General features: G+C 68.9%; 15 protein-coding genes. 12 read left to right on the top strand and 3 right to left on the bottom strand.

Features of this window, described 5'->3' with window-relative positions; all coding sequences use genetic code 11:
• Positions 1-313: 313 nt before the first annotated feature.
• On the top strand, positions 314-1,255 hold the full coding sequence (locus ABN028_RS18480) for an aldo/keto reductase (protein WP_349329817.1): 942 nt from the start codon (positions 314-316) through the stop codon (positions 1,253-1,255).
• 121 nt (positions 1,256-1,376) lie between these two features.
• Here the strand turns inward: ABN028_RS18480 and ABN028_RS18475 are convergent, their stop codons facing one another.
• Positions 1,377-2,108: a hypothetical protein gene (locus ABN028_RS18475; RefSeq protein WP_349697411.1), complete on the bottom strand. Its 732-nt coding sequence runs from the start codon at positions 2,106-2,108 to the stop codon at positions 1,377-1,379.
• 155 nt (positions 2,109-2,263) lie between these two features.
• On the opposite strand from ABN028_RS18475, the gene ABN028_RS18470 reads away from it, so the two are divergent.
• From ABN028_RS18470 to ABN028_RS18460, 3 genes are all read left to right on the top strand, one after another.
• Positions 2,264-2,566, top strand: coding sequence for a hypothetical protein (locus ABN028_RS18470; RefSeq protein ID WP_349329815.1), 303 nt, complete (start codon positions 2,264-2,266; stop codon positions 2,564-2,566).
• On the top strand, positions 2,563-3,474 hold the full coding sequence (locus ABN028_RS18465; protein ID WP_349329814.1) for a hypothetical protein: 912 nt from the start codon (positions 2,563-2,565) through the stop codon (positions 3,472-3,474). Before ABN028_RS18470 ends, ABN028_RS18465 begins: the two co-directional genes overlap by 4 nt.
• A 72-nt stretch (positions 3,475-3,546) precedes the next feature.
• A complete protein-coding gene (locus ABN028_RS18460; protein ID WP_349329813.1) occupies positions 3,547-4,008 on the top strand; it encodes a YbaB/EbfC family nucleoid-associated protein in 462 nt (153 codons plus the stop codon).
• Here ABN028_RS18460 and ABN028_RS18455 read toward each other — a convergent pair.
• Positions 3,965-5,137, bottom strand: a complete 1,173-nt coding sequence (locus ABN028_RS18455) for a DUF418 domain-containing protein (RefSeq protein ID WP_349697410.1) — start codon at positions 5,135-5,137, stop codon at positions 3,965-3,967. The genes ABN028_RS18460 and ABN028_RS18455 overlap by 44 nt on opposite strands.
• Before the next feature lie 29 nt (positions 5,138-5,166).
• On the opposite strand from ABN028_RS18455, the gene ABN028_RS18450 reads away from it, so the two are divergent.
• The 3 genes from ABN028_RS18450 (at position 5,167) to ABN028_RS18440 (ending at position 7,282) form a co-directional block, all read left to right on the top strand.
• A complete protein-coding gene (locus ABN028_RS18450) occupies positions 5,167-5,331 on the top strand; it encodes a hypothetical protein (RefSeq protein WP_349697409.1) in 165 nt (54 codons plus the stop codon).
• A gap of 440 nt (positions 5,332-5,771) precedes the next feature.
• Entirely contained in the window at positions 5,772-6,944 is a 1,173-nt protein-coding gene (moeZ, locus tag ABN028_RS18445; protein ID WP_349329810.1) for an adenylyltransferase/sulfurtransferase MoeZ, read from the top strand.
• A 32-nt stretch (positions 6,945-6,976) separates the two neighbouring features.
• Positions 6,977-7,282, top strand: coding sequence for an MGMT family protein (locus tag ABN028_RS18440; RefSeq protein ID WP_349329809.1), 306 nt, complete (start codon positions 6,977-6,979; stop codon positions 7,280-7,282).
• Positions 7,283-7,378: 96 nt separating this feature from the next.
• Here ABN028_RS18440 and ABN028_RS18435 read toward each other — a convergent pair whose 3' ends face one another.
• The gene (locus ABN028_RS18435; RefSeq protein ID WP_349697408.1) at positions 7,379-7,882 is read right to left on the bottom strand and encodes a GbsR/MarR family transcriptional regulator; all 504 of its coding nucleotides are present in this window, start codon (positions 7,880-7,882) and stop codon (positions 7,379-7,381) included.
• Positions 7,883-8,056: 174 nt separating this feature from the next.
• Between ABN028_RS18435 and ABN028_RS18430 the strand changes: the two genes are divergently transcribed.
• The 5 genes from ABN028_RS18430 (at position 8,057) to ABN028_RS18410 (ending at position 13,258) form a co-directional block, all read left to right on the top strand.
• Positions 8,057-8,236 (top strand): hypothetical protein, encoded by a 180-nt coding sequence (locus ABN028_RS18430; protein ID WP_349697407.1) that lies wholly within the window; start codon positions 8,057-8,059, stop codon positions 8,234-8,236.
• A 164-nt stretch (positions 8,237-8,400) separates the two neighbouring features.
• Positions 8,401-9,321, top strand: coding sequence for an ABC transporter ATP-binding protein (locus ABN028_RS18425; protein ID WP_349329806.1), 921 nt, complete (start codon positions 8,401-8,403; stop codon positions 9,319-9,321).
• Positions 9,318-10,931 carry an ABC transporter permease gene (locus tag ABN028_RS18420; RefSeq protein ID WP_349697406.1) on the top strand — a complete coding sequence of 538 codons (1,614 nt, stop codon included), beginning with the start codon at positions 9,318-9,320 and terminating at the stop codon, positions 10,929-10,931. Before ABN028_RS18425 ends, ABN028_RS18420 begins: the two co-directional genes overlap by 4 nt.
• A 142-nt stretch (positions 10,932-11,073) precedes the next feature.
• Entirely contained in the window at positions 11,074-11,892 is an 819-nt protein-coding gene (locus tag ABN028_RS18415; RefSeq protein ID WP_349329804.1) for a class I SAM-dependent methyltransferase, read from the top strand.
• Positions 11,893-12,139: 247 nt separating this feature from the next.
• Entirely contained in the window at positions 12,140-13,258 is a 1,119-nt protein-coding gene (locus ABN028_RS18410; protein ID WP_349329803.1) for a LacI family DNA-binding transcriptional regulator, read from the top strand.
• The last annotated feature ends 28 nt before the right edge of the window (positions 13,259-13,286 follow it).

Below are 13,286 nucleotides of genomic sequence, written 5' to 3'. Positions count from 1 at the left end.
CGCGCCCGGACAGCGGGACCGGGGTCCGAAGCCAGAGCGAGTCGTGGCCCCCGTTGGCCGGGAGCGACGCAGGTTGCGTACGCGAAGGGCCGGCCCGTGACTCATGTGGGAAGCCGATGACTCACATGGAAATTGGTGATCCGAGAAAGCTGACACATCATGACGGTTTGGCGGCGGTTGTGGAAGCTTTTGCACGTGATGCGCCGAGATGAGCGGTCCGGGGCGGTGTGGCCGCCGGCAGTGCCCGGGTGGTCCGCGACCGGTCGGGTCACCGGCGACGTCGCTGGTCAGGTGGGCCGTAGGCTCTCTGGACATGCGCTATCGACCCTTGGGAAATTCAGGACTGCAGGTATCGGTCGTCGGACTCGGCTGCAACAACTTCGGCGGCCGGCTCGACCTCGACGGCACACAGGAGGTCGTCGACGCGGCCCTCGAGGCCGGCATCACCCTCTTCGACACCGCCGACGTCTACGGCAAGGGCGGCTCGGAGGACCTGCTCGGGCAGGTGCTCACCGGACGCCGTGACCAGGTGGTGCTTGCGACGAAGTTCGGCGGTGACATGGGCTACGGCGCGGCTGCCGGGGCGCGGGGCGGCCGGGCGTACATCCGGCGGGCGGTCGAGGAGTCGCTGCGCCGGCTGCGTACGGACTACATCGACCTGTACCAGATCCACGTACCCGACTGGCACACCCCGATCGCGGAGACGCTGTCGGCACTCGACGAGCTGGTGAAGGAAGGGAAGATCCGGTACGCCGGGCACTCCAACTTCCGCGGCTGGCAGATCGCCGAAGCGGCGCACGTGGCGCGGGAGCTGGGCGTGGCACCGTTCGTCTCGGCGCAGAACCACTGGTCCCTGCTCGAACGCGGTGCCGAGGCCGAGGTGGTCCCGGCGACTCGGCACTACGGCGTCGGCGTGCTTCCGTACTTTCCGCTCGCCAACGGTCTGCTGACCGGCAAGGTCCGACGCGGGCAGCCGGTGCCGTCGAACTCCCGCCTGGCCGCACGCGAGGGCTACGTCACCGATGACAAGCTCGACCGGGTGGAGGCGCTGATCGCATGGGGCGCCGAACACGAAGGGCGGTCGCTGCTGGAGATCGCATTCGGCGCGCTTGCCGCCCAGCCGGGCTGCGGTTCGGTGATCGCGGGGGCGATGTCGGCCGAGCAGGTCAAGGCCAACGCCGCCGCCGGTGAATGGGAGCCGACGGCCGCGGAGCTGGCCGAGATCGACGCGATCGTCCCGCCGCCCGGCCGCTGAGGCTCGAGTCCCTTTTGCATGAGGGGTCCCCTGCCGCGAACCTATTGGCGCAGGGGTCCCTCATCCAACGTGGAGTTGACGCAGAGGTCCCCTCATCCAACCGGACTTGTGCCAGGGTCCCTCATCCCAGCGTGACCGGGCGACTCTTGGCGTCACCCGGAGGCAGGGACCGGCCGATCCAGAACCGGATCACCTGCAGCACGCCGATGACGACCAGGAACACGGGAATGAGCAGCCACGGTCCCTGAATCACCAGCAGAACGATGGCGACACCGCCCAGGCCCGAGAAGAGGTGGAGCCAACTCCGCGTGCTCCTGATCCGTTCACGCCGCCGGAACTGATCCGTGCCCAGAGGTGCGCTGGCGCTCGTCAGCGACGGCGCGGTGGGGTTCGGGGCAGGCGGCCGGGTCGGCGCCACATGCGGTACGCCGAGCAGCTCGGAGAAGGCCTGGTGCCGGTCGTTCGGGGACCGCGCCGGATCGGAGGCGGCCGCGGCGAGCGCGGTCTTGTCCTTCTCACCCTCAGTGGAAACGAGGAGATGACTCTCGTGGAACGCCCTCGCGACTTCGTCCACCTGGTCCGGGCGATCGACCGCGTCGACCACCGAGCCGTTTGCCCGGTGGAGGGACACCCGGCAGTGCTCGGCGTCGACCGTCCAGACCAGTACGCCGCGCCCGAGCAGGTTGGCGAGCAGTGGTGCGAACTGGCTGGCAGTACGCGGTTCCATTGGCACCGTCGTCCAGCCCTGCGCGTGTTCGATGCCGGTGCGATCCGACCAGCCCGGCGCGAGCGTGGTGAGAGCGTCGATCACGCTGTCGGTGTCCGCGGCCGTCTGCAGAATCGTGTAGTCCACATGTTCACACTAAAGGACCGGTCGCCGTTGCGCGTGACCTGACGGAGCCCTCTGATGAGCGCGTCGGACGTGGCGGTGGTGGCGTTCGTCGAGTTATCCACAGACGGGGACCGACCACGTCCCGCGGCAGTGTCCTGTGCCCGTACGCTGCTCCCATGGGACCGAGGGCAGTGGACTGGGACTACGTCAGCCAGTTGGGTAAGCGAATCGAACGGTCGGCCAACGACACCATGCCGCAGGCGAGCCGGCTGGCGGCCGACGCCCAGGACGCCATGATGGCGGCCGGCCAGGGCGGAGGGATGTTCGTCGTCGCGTCGTTCTTCTTCGGCTCTGAATACGTCGAGCAGTCGTTCCAGATCAAGCAGGAGATCTCGGCCGAGATCAATGATGCTGCCCAGAAGACGTCCAGGAACTGGGAAGCGACCGAAGTGAACTCCACGATCAGGGATGGCGGATGAGCAACTCGTATGACTCGATGGCCGGTGCGGTGGGTCCCGGCAAGGAATTCGGCGAGATCGCCTTCTACTCCTCGCTCGCCGCCTGCTCGGCGTTCCCCGAGTTGCTGCTGCCCGTCTCGGCGGCCAAGAGTGGGATTCTCCTGGGCGCCCTGCAAAGGATCTCCGGCCAGGTCTCGAAGCGTGCGACGCGGACGACTCGGGTGATCCGCTTCGGCAAGGCGGAGAGCATCGTCAGCGACTGGATGCCGAGCGACTCCCTCACCAGCGTGCCGATGCGCTTGGCCCTCATCCGCACCGACACCGCCAAGATGATGGAGGCGTGCTCGATGATCCACGAGTCCGCCAAGTTGGGCAGCCAGCTCTACGACGAACTGCAGCAGCACGGCGACAGCATCACCGAGCAGAACTGGAAGGCAGCGGACCAGGAAGAGTTCGCAAGACTCCTCACCGTCCACCGCGCCGGCATTCTCGCCACCGCCCAGCTCGGCTACGTTACGGCGGCGATGACCGGGGTCGTCGCGATGCTGCGATTCCTCCAGCTCACGATCGCCATGGCGATCATGGTGGCCCTCGCCGCGATGGCGATCACGTTCTGGATCCTGATGGCCATCCCCTTCGGCCAGGGTGCGGCGATGACCATCCGCAACTTCGGCAGGCCGTTGATCAAGACCGTGCAGACCATCATCCGGGTGATGGACGAGATCATGATCAAGGTGGGCTGGGCCCATGCGGGTCTCGTCGGTGTCATGGGACTGAACGCCGCTGCCGTGGACGGTTACAAGATCGGTGAGATCGAGGGCGGTGGCTGGCAGAACCTCGGCGACTCCGCGGTGGACATCGTCGGCAACATGCTCGAGAAGTACAAGCGGGCCGGCCTCAAGGGACTCAGCAACTTCAGCGGTGTCTGACGAGCGGGATACACGCCCTCGTGGCAGGGGCTGGCTTCGCGTTCTCGGCTATGGGCGTAGAGGGGCAAGTGCATGACATCGGAGAGCTTCGATCTCAGGGATCTGCTGCGGAGTCCGGAAGAGATCATGGCCACGCAACGCGAGCAGTTGGCGAAGGCGGAGGAGCTGCAGCGCCGGATCGGCGAGGTGACGGGCTCGGCGACGAGTGAGGACGAGCGGATCTCCGTGTCGTTCAACGAAGCGACCGGTGTCGAAGAGCTGAAGCTGGATCCTCGGGTGATGCGCATGCCCTCGGAGGACCTGGCCGCGGAGATCCTGCGACTGGTGAATGCCGCGCGGGCCGATGCGCAGGGGCAGATTCAGGTAGTCCTCGACGAGACCTTCGGTGGGGACGGCCGGCCGGACCCGGAGGAGATCGGCGAGCAGGTTGCCGAGTTGCAGCAGTCACTCGACGAGATGATGGGCGACACGATGCGGATGGACGGCGAGCTCACCAGCGTCCTCGAGCAGATGCGCAAGCTCGCTGGCGAGTGAGTCGCGGAGTCCCGCATTGCGCGGTTGCTCGGTTCGCGCCGTAGAGGAGTCGGCGCAGGAGCCACTCCGCGGGTCCGCGCCGGCCGGACCGCTCCAGGGCGTACGCCCCGACGACGGTGACCAGCCAGACGCAGCAGGCGAAGCCCGCCCTGGTCGCGCTCTCCATCACCGCGCCGAGTCCGAGGCCCCACGCGGCGAGCAGCGGCGAGAAGATCAGCGAGTGGGTCAGGTAGCAGGACAGTGACCGGCTGCCGACGGCCGCCACCGCGACAACGGCACGCGGCCGCCGACGGCGGACGGACAGCTCGTGCGCGACCAGGGCGATGGCCGCGATGTATCCGAGTCCACCGGCGAGACCCGTGCCGTCCCGGACCAGCGTCAGTGGTTCTTCCAGGATGCGCCGCCGCGCCGCCCAGAACGCGAGCAGGACGAGGCTCATACCTCCGAACGACAACAGCCCGCCGCCGAGCGTGACGAACACCCAGGTGGTGAGCCGAGTACCGGCCGCGGCGAGCAGGTCCTCCTCGCCCGATGCGTACACCTCGGTGGCAGGCTCCGTGGGGGGCACGCCAGGCTGAGCGAGATCCCCGGTGACGAGCGCCCAGATCCGCGGGACCGTCACCACCACCATGACGAGCCCGGCGATCGCGCTCCACACCAGCAGCGTGCGGTCCCGGCGGCGCAGGAACAGCCAGCCCAGCAGGAGGCTCATCACGCCGTACGAACCGATGATGTCGCCGGCCATCAGCAGGGCGGCATGGACGAAGCCGAACACGATCAACAGCAGGCTCCGTCTGCGCAGCAGCGCCACGGCCGCCCGCTCGGACGTGCCGGCCACGGTCTGGCGCAGGAAGAGCTGCATCATCCCGTAGCCGAACAGGAACGCGAACAGCGGATAGATCCGCAGGTCCAGCATCGTGATCATCAGGAACTGGGCGACGCGGTCCGCGAGCGTCCCGTCCACCGGGTGCCATCCCGAGGGGCCGTGGGGAGCCGCCCACAGATAGAAGCCCGTGTTGGACATCACGATCATGAGCAGCATGAGGCCGCGTGCGAGGTCGGGCGCGAGCGCCCGTTCGTGGGGACGGACGCCGCCACGGGCGACGGTCGTCGCCGCCTTCGCCGGCACGGACGACGGGGGCCCTTCAGGCACGGCCGGTGGACGCGCATCAGACGCGGGCAGTGGTGGGTCAGGTGCTGGCGGTGGCGCGGAGGCTGGCGGTGGCGCGGAGCCGGGCGGTGGCGCGGGAGGCGGGCGGTGGCGCGGGAGGCGGGCGGTGGCGCGGAGGCGGGCGGTGGCGCGGAGCTGGGCGGTGGCGCTGACGCGGGCTCGGGCATGCTCCTGACCGCAGAAATTCCGATCGACGGCATATCGGTCAACGGGACCGGCCGGCTCGACCTTGGTCGAGTTTCGGCGTACGACGGTCAGCCGAAAGTACCGACTGCGCCCACGCCCCGCCGAAGGCCCGGGGATGCCACGACGCGGGCCTCCTGGACGAACCCGGCAAATGACCACGCTGAGCATGCCTGAGGTACTCGACCAGGCATCGACAGCAGTCCCGGCTACCGAACGCATGCCCAGCGTGGTCATTCGCCGGGGTCCCGGACGCCCACGGGACGAGGTGCGGGGCTCCGACCCCCGACGGCGCCCTCCGGTTCGGGAACCGCATGCGGGAACAGTGGGAGAACCCGCGTGCGGGAACATGGGGGAGCACGCGCAGGTTGGTGCCAGAAGAGGATCCCGACCACCCGAGGAGACAGTCGTGTCCCTGCCGCCGCTCGTAGCCCCCGCTTCCGACCTCAGCGTCGACGAGGTACGCCGATACTCGCGGCACATCATCATCCCCGACGTCGGCATGGACGGTCAGAAGCGGCTGAAGAACGCGAAGGTCCTCGTCATCGGCGCCGGCGGCCTCGGCAGCCCGGCCCTGCTGTACCTCGCGGCGGCCGGTGTGGGCACACTCGGCATCGTCGACTTCGACACCGTGGACGAGTCGAACCTCCAGCGTCAGGTGATCCACGGCCAGAGCGACGTGGGCAAGTCCAAGGCGGTGTCGGCGAAGGAGTCGATCGCCGAGATCAACCCCTTCGTCAAGGTCAACCTGCACGAGGTACGCCTTGACTCCGACAACGCCCTCGACATCTTCGCCGGCTACGACCTCATCCTCGACGGCACCGACAACTTCGCCACCCGCTACCTCGTCAACGACGCGGCCGTGATCCTTTCCAAGCCGTACGTCTGGGGCTCGATCTTCCGCTTCGAGGGCCAGGTCAGCGTGTTCTGGGCGGAGCATGGCCCGCACTACCGCGACCTCTACCCAGAGCCCCCGCCGCCGGGGATGGTCCCGTCCTGCGCCGAGGGCGGCGTGCTCGGGGTCCTCTGCGCATCGATCGGCTCGGTCATGGTCAACGAAGCCATCAAGCTCATCACCGGCATCGGCGAGCCGCTGGTCGGCCGGCTGCTGATCTTCGACGCGCTCGAGATGGCCTGGCGCGAGCTCAAGGTCAACCGCGATCCGGAGACGGCGCCGGTCACCGAGCTGATTGACTACGAAGCGTTCTGCGGTGTGATCTCAGACGAGGCGGCGGAGGCTGCGGTGGATTCCACGATCGACGTACGCACACTCAAGGACTGGCTCGACGCCCGGGCGCGAGGTGAGCGCGACTTCGTGCTGGTCGACGTCCGTGAGCGCAACGAGTACGAGATCGTCAACATCGACGGTGCCGTGCTCATCCCCAAGGGCGAGTTCCTGACCGGCGAGGCGTTCGAGAAGCTGCCGAAGGACAAGCAGGTCGTCCTTCACTGCAAGGTCGGCGGGCGTTCGGCCGAGGCGCTCGCGGCCGCGAAGGGTGCGGGCTTCTCCGACGCGGTACACGTCGCCGGTGGGATCTCCGCGTGGGTCAACCAGATCGAGCCGGACAAGCCATCGTACTGAGTCACGTTCCTACGAAGGGGGCAGGGCGCGGCGTGCGCGACGACGAGTACGTCGAGCAGGTGCTGTCGGTCGTGGAGCGGATCCCGGCCGGCCGGGTCATGGCGTACGGCGACATCGCGGAGTACGTCGGTTCCGGCGGACCGCGGCAGGTCGGCTGGGTGATGTCGCACTACGGCGGTGGCGTGCCGTGGTGGCGGGTGGTCCGCGCCGACGGCCGGCCCGCCGACTGCCACGTCGGCGAGTCGGTACGCCGGTTGCGTTCGGAAGGTACGCCGTTTCGTGGACCGCGGAGCGATCGCGTCGACATGGCCAACGCCCGCTGGGACGGCTCGCCCTGACCGTGGTGCCCTGGCATTGCGTGAGGGGTCCCTTGTCTGGCGTACCTGTTGGCGCAGGGGTCCCCTCATGCGAATCTGGTGCCGCGCTGGCCGCCGTCACGAGGACGCGGTGTCGCGTGTGGTGGCCTTGGCGGCCTGCCACCTCTCGAAGAGGCTGTCCATCTCCGACTCGATGAAGCGGTAGAAGGCCCCCATCTCCGCGACCCGGCGCCCTGACGGCGTGTCCGGACCGCCGAGTGCCTTGACACCCTCGTCGGACAGGTCGGCGACGGTCTTGACCATCCCTCTCCGGCTGATGCTGGACTCGTACCACACATCGCTCGGCAGCCGGTAGTGGTGCGTACGCGTCCCACGCACCGGTTCCCGAACGGCCAACCCGAGGTGCAGGAGGTAGCGGACGGCGCCAGAGATCGCCGCCGGGCTCACATCGAGGCGTTCGGCGAGTTCTGCGGCTGTCAAGGAGTGTTCGTCAGCGGCCATCATCGCCGCGAGCACCCGGCCTGGCATGCGGGGTACGCCCATGTCGGCCAGGGTCATCGCCAGGTGCTCGACGAAGCGGCGTACGGCATCCTCGTCCCGTTTCGGGTGTTTTCCTGTCACCGCCACCTCCGGGGACCCGACCGCTGGTCTGACCGTGTTCGCGAGCTGAGATCACCGACGTAACAAGCTTCACGAAGTTGTGAATCTAGTGTAGCTTCAAGATGCTCGCGTCCGGAATTGTCCACCCGAGAGATCCTCGAGGGCCGGCGCGGGTACGTGATGGAGAGAGGCGTGATGAGCGCAGTCCAGGTCGCCGCACGAGAGCGGTGGTTTGTCGATGCCCTCACGCATGTCCGGCATCCGATCCGGGACGACGCCGCCCATGCCACGTGCGGCGTCGACGGGCGGATGCGGTCATCGGAGATGGCCGCGCGCAAGGCGGACTCGGATCCGCCCCGACACCAGGCCCGGTGAGTCGCGGCTCGGCTGAGCCGCCCTGAGGACTCCCGTCGCGGAGTCCCGGATCACCCGGCAGAGGTGGTCCTCGTCCCCTGTCGTGCAGGAAGTCTGCTCGGCATGCCTGCTGTTTCCGATGCCATTCCGCGCGCCACAAGCGCCCACCACGAACAAGGACTTCGATGACTGACATGGCCATCGCGGTGTCCGGCCTGTGCAAGAACTTCGGCCGTACCCGCGCTCTCGACGACCTCGAGCTGAACGTACGCACCGGCGAGGTTCACGGCTTCCTCGGCCCCAACGGCGCCGGCAAGACCACGACCATCCGGGTCCTGCTCGGTCTGCTCCAGGCCGACGCGGGCCGCGCCGAACTGCTCGGCGGCGATCCCTGGCGGGACGCGACCAGGCTGCACCGGCGCCTCGCGTACGTGCCGGGCGACGTCACCCTCTGGCCCAACCTCACCGGCGGCGAGGTGATCGACCTCCTCGGCCGGCTGCGCGGAGGGCTCGACAAGAAGCGACGGGGTGAACTGCTCGAGCGGTTCGACCTCGACCCGCGCAAGAAGGGGCGTACGTACTCCAAAGGCAACCGGCAGAAGGTCGGGCTGGTCGCGGCGCTCGCCTCCGACGTCGAGCTCCTCATGTTGGACGAGCCCACCTCCGGCCTCGACCCACTGATGGAGGAGGTCTTCCAGCAGTGCATCGAGGAGGAGAAGCGGCGGGGCCGGACCGTCCTGCTGTCCAGCCACATCCTCGCCGAGGTCGAGGCGCTGTGTGACCGGGTGACGATCATCCGGCAGGGACGCGCGGTCGAGACGGGCACGCTGTCCGAGCTGCGCCACCTCACTCGTACGTCGATCGCCGCCGACCTCGCGGGCACGCCCAACGGGCTCGGCGACCTCGCCGGCGTCCACGACCTGGAGGTCGACGGCACGAGGGTGCGGTTCGAGGTCGACACCGCGCAGCTCGACGCCGTGCTCCGCCAGCTCACCGCCGTGGGGGTACGCAGCCTCACCAGCCAGCCGCCCACCCTCGAAGCACTGTTCCTCCGCCACTACCAGGACGAGCTGAACGGCGCGCAGGTGTCGGAGGTGACCCGATGACCGTCGGCCAGAACCTCGTCGGGACGGGCGGACTGATCCGCCTGATCCTGCGGCGGGACAGGGTCCTGCTGCCGCTTTGGGTCTTCGTCCTGGCACTGGTCCCGGTGAGCGGAGTGGCGGCGACTCGGGAGCTCGTGTCGACGCAGGCCGAGCTCCAGCAGTACGCCGACACCAGCGGGACCAATCCAGCCTTCCTCGCGTTGTACGGGCCGTTGTACGACGTGAGCCTCGGCGGGGTGATCGCCCAACGGATGGGGATGTTCCCGGTGATCCTCGCGCTGATCTGCGCGCTCACGGTGATCCGGCACACTCGAACCGAGGAGGAGGCGGGGCGGCGGGACCTGCTCGGCGCCACCGTGATCGGCCGACAGGCCAACCTCGCGGCGGCCCTGATCGTCGTGCTGGGCGCCAACCTCGTGCTGGCACTGGTGATCGCCCTCGGCATGATCGGCCAGGACCTGCCGGTGGCGGGGTCGTTCGCCTTCGGTCTGAGCTTCGCGCTCGCCGGCTGGGTGTTCGCGGCCGTCGGCGGTGTCGCCGCCCAGCTCACCGAGGGGGCCGGTGCTGCCAGAGGACTCGCGCTGACTGTTCTCGGAGCGGCGTTCGTCCTGCGCCTGGCCGGCGACATCGGCGGTGAGGGCAACGGCGCCTCCTGGCTGTCCGGTCTCTCGCCGATCGGCTGGGCGCACCAGATCCGGTCGTACGGCGACGAGCGGTGGTGGATCCTCGTTCCAGCCGGAGTGCTCGTGCTGGGCCTGGTGACTGCGGCGTTCCTGCTCTCGGCCCGCCGGGACGTGGGTGCCGGCGTTCTTCCGCCGCGGCTCGGTCCGGCCTCGGCTTCGCCGCGCCTGCGCGGCACGCTCGGGCTCGCCTGGCGGCTGCAGCGCGGACTACTGGTGAGCTGGACAGCTGGGCTGACGGTGCTCGGCCTCGTCTACGGCGGCGTGGCGTGGGGCGTCCGCGACATGCTCAAGGGCAACCGGGAGATGGAGGAGATCTTCGCCCGCATGGGCGGCTCGGCCGGCATCGTCGACGCGACCCTCGCAGCGATGCTGGGCATCATCGGCCTGATCGCCTCGGCCTACGCGATCCAGGCGACCCTGCGGATGCGGGCGGAGGAGACCAGCCTGCGGCTGGAACCCGTTCTCGGAACGGCGGTCGGCCGGGTCAGGTGGATGGCGAGCCATCTGGTCTTCGCTCTCCTGGGGCCGACTGTCGCACTCGCGGCGGCGGGACTGGCCGCCGGCTTCGTGCACGGGTTGAACGCCGACGATGTCGGTGGTCAACTGCCGCGGGTGTTCGCCGGCGCGATGGTGCAGTTGCCGGCGGTCTGGACGCTGGCAGCCGTCGCCGTCGCGTTGTTCGGCCTGCTGCCCAGGATCGCGGCCGCGAGTTGGGCCGCGTTCGGCCTGTGCCTGTTCCTGGGCTGGGTGGGGGCGCTCCTGCAGCTCGACCAGGTGCTGCTCGACGCCTCGCCGTTCACGCACCTCCCCAAGCTGCCTGGGGGTGACGTGACGGCGGAACCCTTCGTGTGGCTGGCAGGTGTCGTGGTCGTGCTGGTGGCGGTCGGGCTGGTCGGCTTCCGCCGGCGCGACGTCCCGATCACCTGACGCCGGCGGCGCGCCGCTCGTCGGCCCGGGAGAGCGTGAGTTGTCAGAGGTATCTCGTCCTCCATGGCGAGATACCTCTGACAGGTCGGCGGGATGGCGCTTTCGTTCGTACGCCGGCGACAACGGATGAGGAGAGTGTGCGATGGCGGGCCACAAGGTGGAACTGAGCGGGGCGCCGGAGACGATGCTCGCCACGCTGTACGGCCGTGCACTCGATGCGCGCGCGGCGGACCCGATCCTGGGGGACCGGCTCGCCGACGAGATCGTCGGGCGGGTCGACTACGACTTCAGCAAGCTGAACGTGACACGCAACGACGCGATGAGCATCGCGGTCCGGGTCAAGTACGTCGACCGGGTGGCGGCACAAGCCCTCGCGACCGAGGACCGTGTGACTGTGCTGCACCTGGCATGCGGGCTCGACACGCGGGCGTTCCGGCTCGACCCGGACGCCCGCCTCGAGTGGTACGACGTGGACTTTCCCGAGGTGGTCGAGCTCCGCCGTGTGCTCGTGCCCGACCGCGACCACTATCACCTGATCGGATCCTCGGTGACGGCCGAAGGCTGGCTGGAGGAGGTCCCGGCCGATCAGGCGGTTCTGGTGGTGGCCGAGGGGCTCATGCAGTATCTCGACAAGGACGACTTCATCCGGCTCGTCCAGCGCATCGTCGAACGCTTTCCCCATGGGCATCTGGTCTTCGACTCGTGGAACTCCCTTGCCGCGCGGTTCGGCGGACATGTGCGAGCGATCAAGGCGACCGGCGCAAGGACCGGCGGGTGGGGAATCGACGACCCACGTGAACTGGAGCGGTGGGTGCCGGGCCTGTCCTTCGTCGGCTCCCAGGACTTCATGAGCCTGCCCGAGCTCACGAGGGCGCCATTGCCCGCACGGGCACTCGTCAGGCTGATGCGGCACGTCAGGGTGCTGAGGGACCTCGGGCTGATCCTGACCTACCGCTTCTGAGGTTTCGCAAACCCCGATCCTGCAATCTCTGCGCGGCCTTCTGGTGGTGCACGGCTTCTGGTGGTGCACGGCTTCTGGTGGTGCACGGCTTCTGGTGGTGCACGGCTTCTGGTGGTGCACGGCTTCTGGTGGTGCACGGTGTTGGCCGGGGCTGGACTGTTTGACCGCGACCGGTTCCCCTCGCCGTACTTATGCGCAAAAGTACTTGTACGCAGGAACGCTGATGCGCATAAGCGGAGGCTCGACAGTGGCGGACGACCGAGGCGCGCCACGGCGCCGGCAGAGCGACATCGCGCGCGCCGCCGGCGTCTCGCAGGCCACGGTCTCGATGGTCCTGAACGGCCGGACCGGACGGGGTGCCGCGATCCGGCCCGAGACCCGGGAGCGCGTACTGGCCGCCGCGGCCGAGCTCGGCTACGCCGGCAATCCCGCCGCCCGCAGCCTTGCGGGCGGGCGCAACCGGCTACTCGGCGTCTTCACGTTCGAATCCGTCTTTCCTGCGGAGAGCGCCGACTTCTACCACCCGTTCCTCGTCGGGGTCGAGCGCGCCGCCGAGGCGGAGGGGTATGACCTCATCCTCTTCACGAGTGCTGCCGGACCTGACGGTCGCCGACGCATCTATCGCGACAACTTCAACCGGCTCCGGATGGCCGACGGGTGTGTCCTGCTCGGCTACGAGCGTGACCGCTCCGAGCTCGACCGGCTCGCGGGCGAGGACTTCCCCTTCGTCGTCATCGGCCGGCGCGACGTTCCCGGACGTGACGTCGCCTACGTCGCCGCGGACTACACCACACCCACGGCCGAGGCGGTCGGCCGGCTGGCCGCACTGGGGCACCATGCGATCGCGTATCTCGGATCCGGGCTCGACGCGGAGCACGTCCTGGACCGGGAAGAGGGCTACCGGCAGGCGCTTGCGGCGCACGGTCTCGACCCCGATCCGCGGCTGTACGTCAGCCCGGCGCGGTCGCTTCGCGTGGACGACCTGCATGGGCTGCGTGCTCTCGGAGCCACGGCCTTCCTCACCGAGGACGACTCGATCCTGCGCCGGCTTCTCGAACTCACCAGCTCCGTCGGACTTCACGCGCCCGACGACTTCTCGCTCGTCACGCTCGTCGACCCGTCGCCGCTCCGACCGGACGCCGACGTGAGCGGACTCCGCGTCCCGCGGCTGGAAATGGGAGCCGCGGCCGTACGCATGCTCGGCGCGATGCTCAGCGACTCGCCCGAGATGGGCGCCGCCGGTGCGGATGGTGCGGATGGGCGGCGCCTCGTCCTTCCCTGCGACTTCGCGGCCGGCACCACCACAGGTCCGCCACCGAGTCCCCGCCCGAGTTCGCCACCGAGGCCGCGCCCGAGCCGCAAGTGAGCCAGCAGTCCGGCACTACGAGAGGGGT

The organism is Actinopolymorpha sp. B17G11 (assembly GCF_040196095.1).
Lineage (GTDB): Bacteria > Actinomycetota > Actinomycetes > Propionibacteriales > Actinopolymorphaceae > Thermasporomyces.
The sequence above is the reverse complement of the archived record's forward strand: the minus strand, read 5'-3'. Positions and strand labels throughout refer to the sequence as shown.

Bases quoted from the DNA above. Each gene is read 5' to 3' on its own strand.
- ABN028_RS18480 (WP_349329817.1), top strand. From the start codon at position 314: ATGCGCTATCGACCCTTGGGAAATTCAGGACTGCAGGTATCGGTCGTC.
- ABN028_RS18470 (WP_349329815.1), top strand. From the start codon at position 2,264: ATGGGACCGAGGGCAGTGGACTGGGACTACGTCAGCCAGTTGGGTAAG.
- ABN028_RS18465 (WP_349329814.1), top strand. From the start codon at position 2,563: ATGAGCAACTCGTATGACTCGATGGCCGGTGCGGTGGGTCCCGGCAAG.
- ABN028_RS18460 (WP_349329813.1), top strand. From the start codon at position 3,547: ATGACATCGGAGAGCTTCGATCTCAGGGATCTGCTGCGGAGTCCGGAA.
- ABN028_RS18430 (WP_349697407.1), top strand. From the start codon at position 8,057: ATGAGCGCAGTCCAGGTCGCCGCACGAGAGCGGTGGTTTGTCGATGCC.
- ABN028_RS18425 (WP_349329806.1), top strand. From the start codon at position 8,401: ATGACTGACATGGCCATCGCGGTGTCCGGCCTGTGCAAGAACTTCGGC.
- ABN028_RS18420 (WP_349697406.1), top strand. From the start codon at position 9,318: ATGACCGTCGGCCAGAACCTCGTCGGGACGGGCGGACTGATCCGCCTG.
- ABN028_RS18415 (WP_349329804.1), top strand. From the start codon at position 11,074: ATGGCGGGCCACAAGGTGGAACTGAGCGGGGCGCCGGAGACGATGCTC.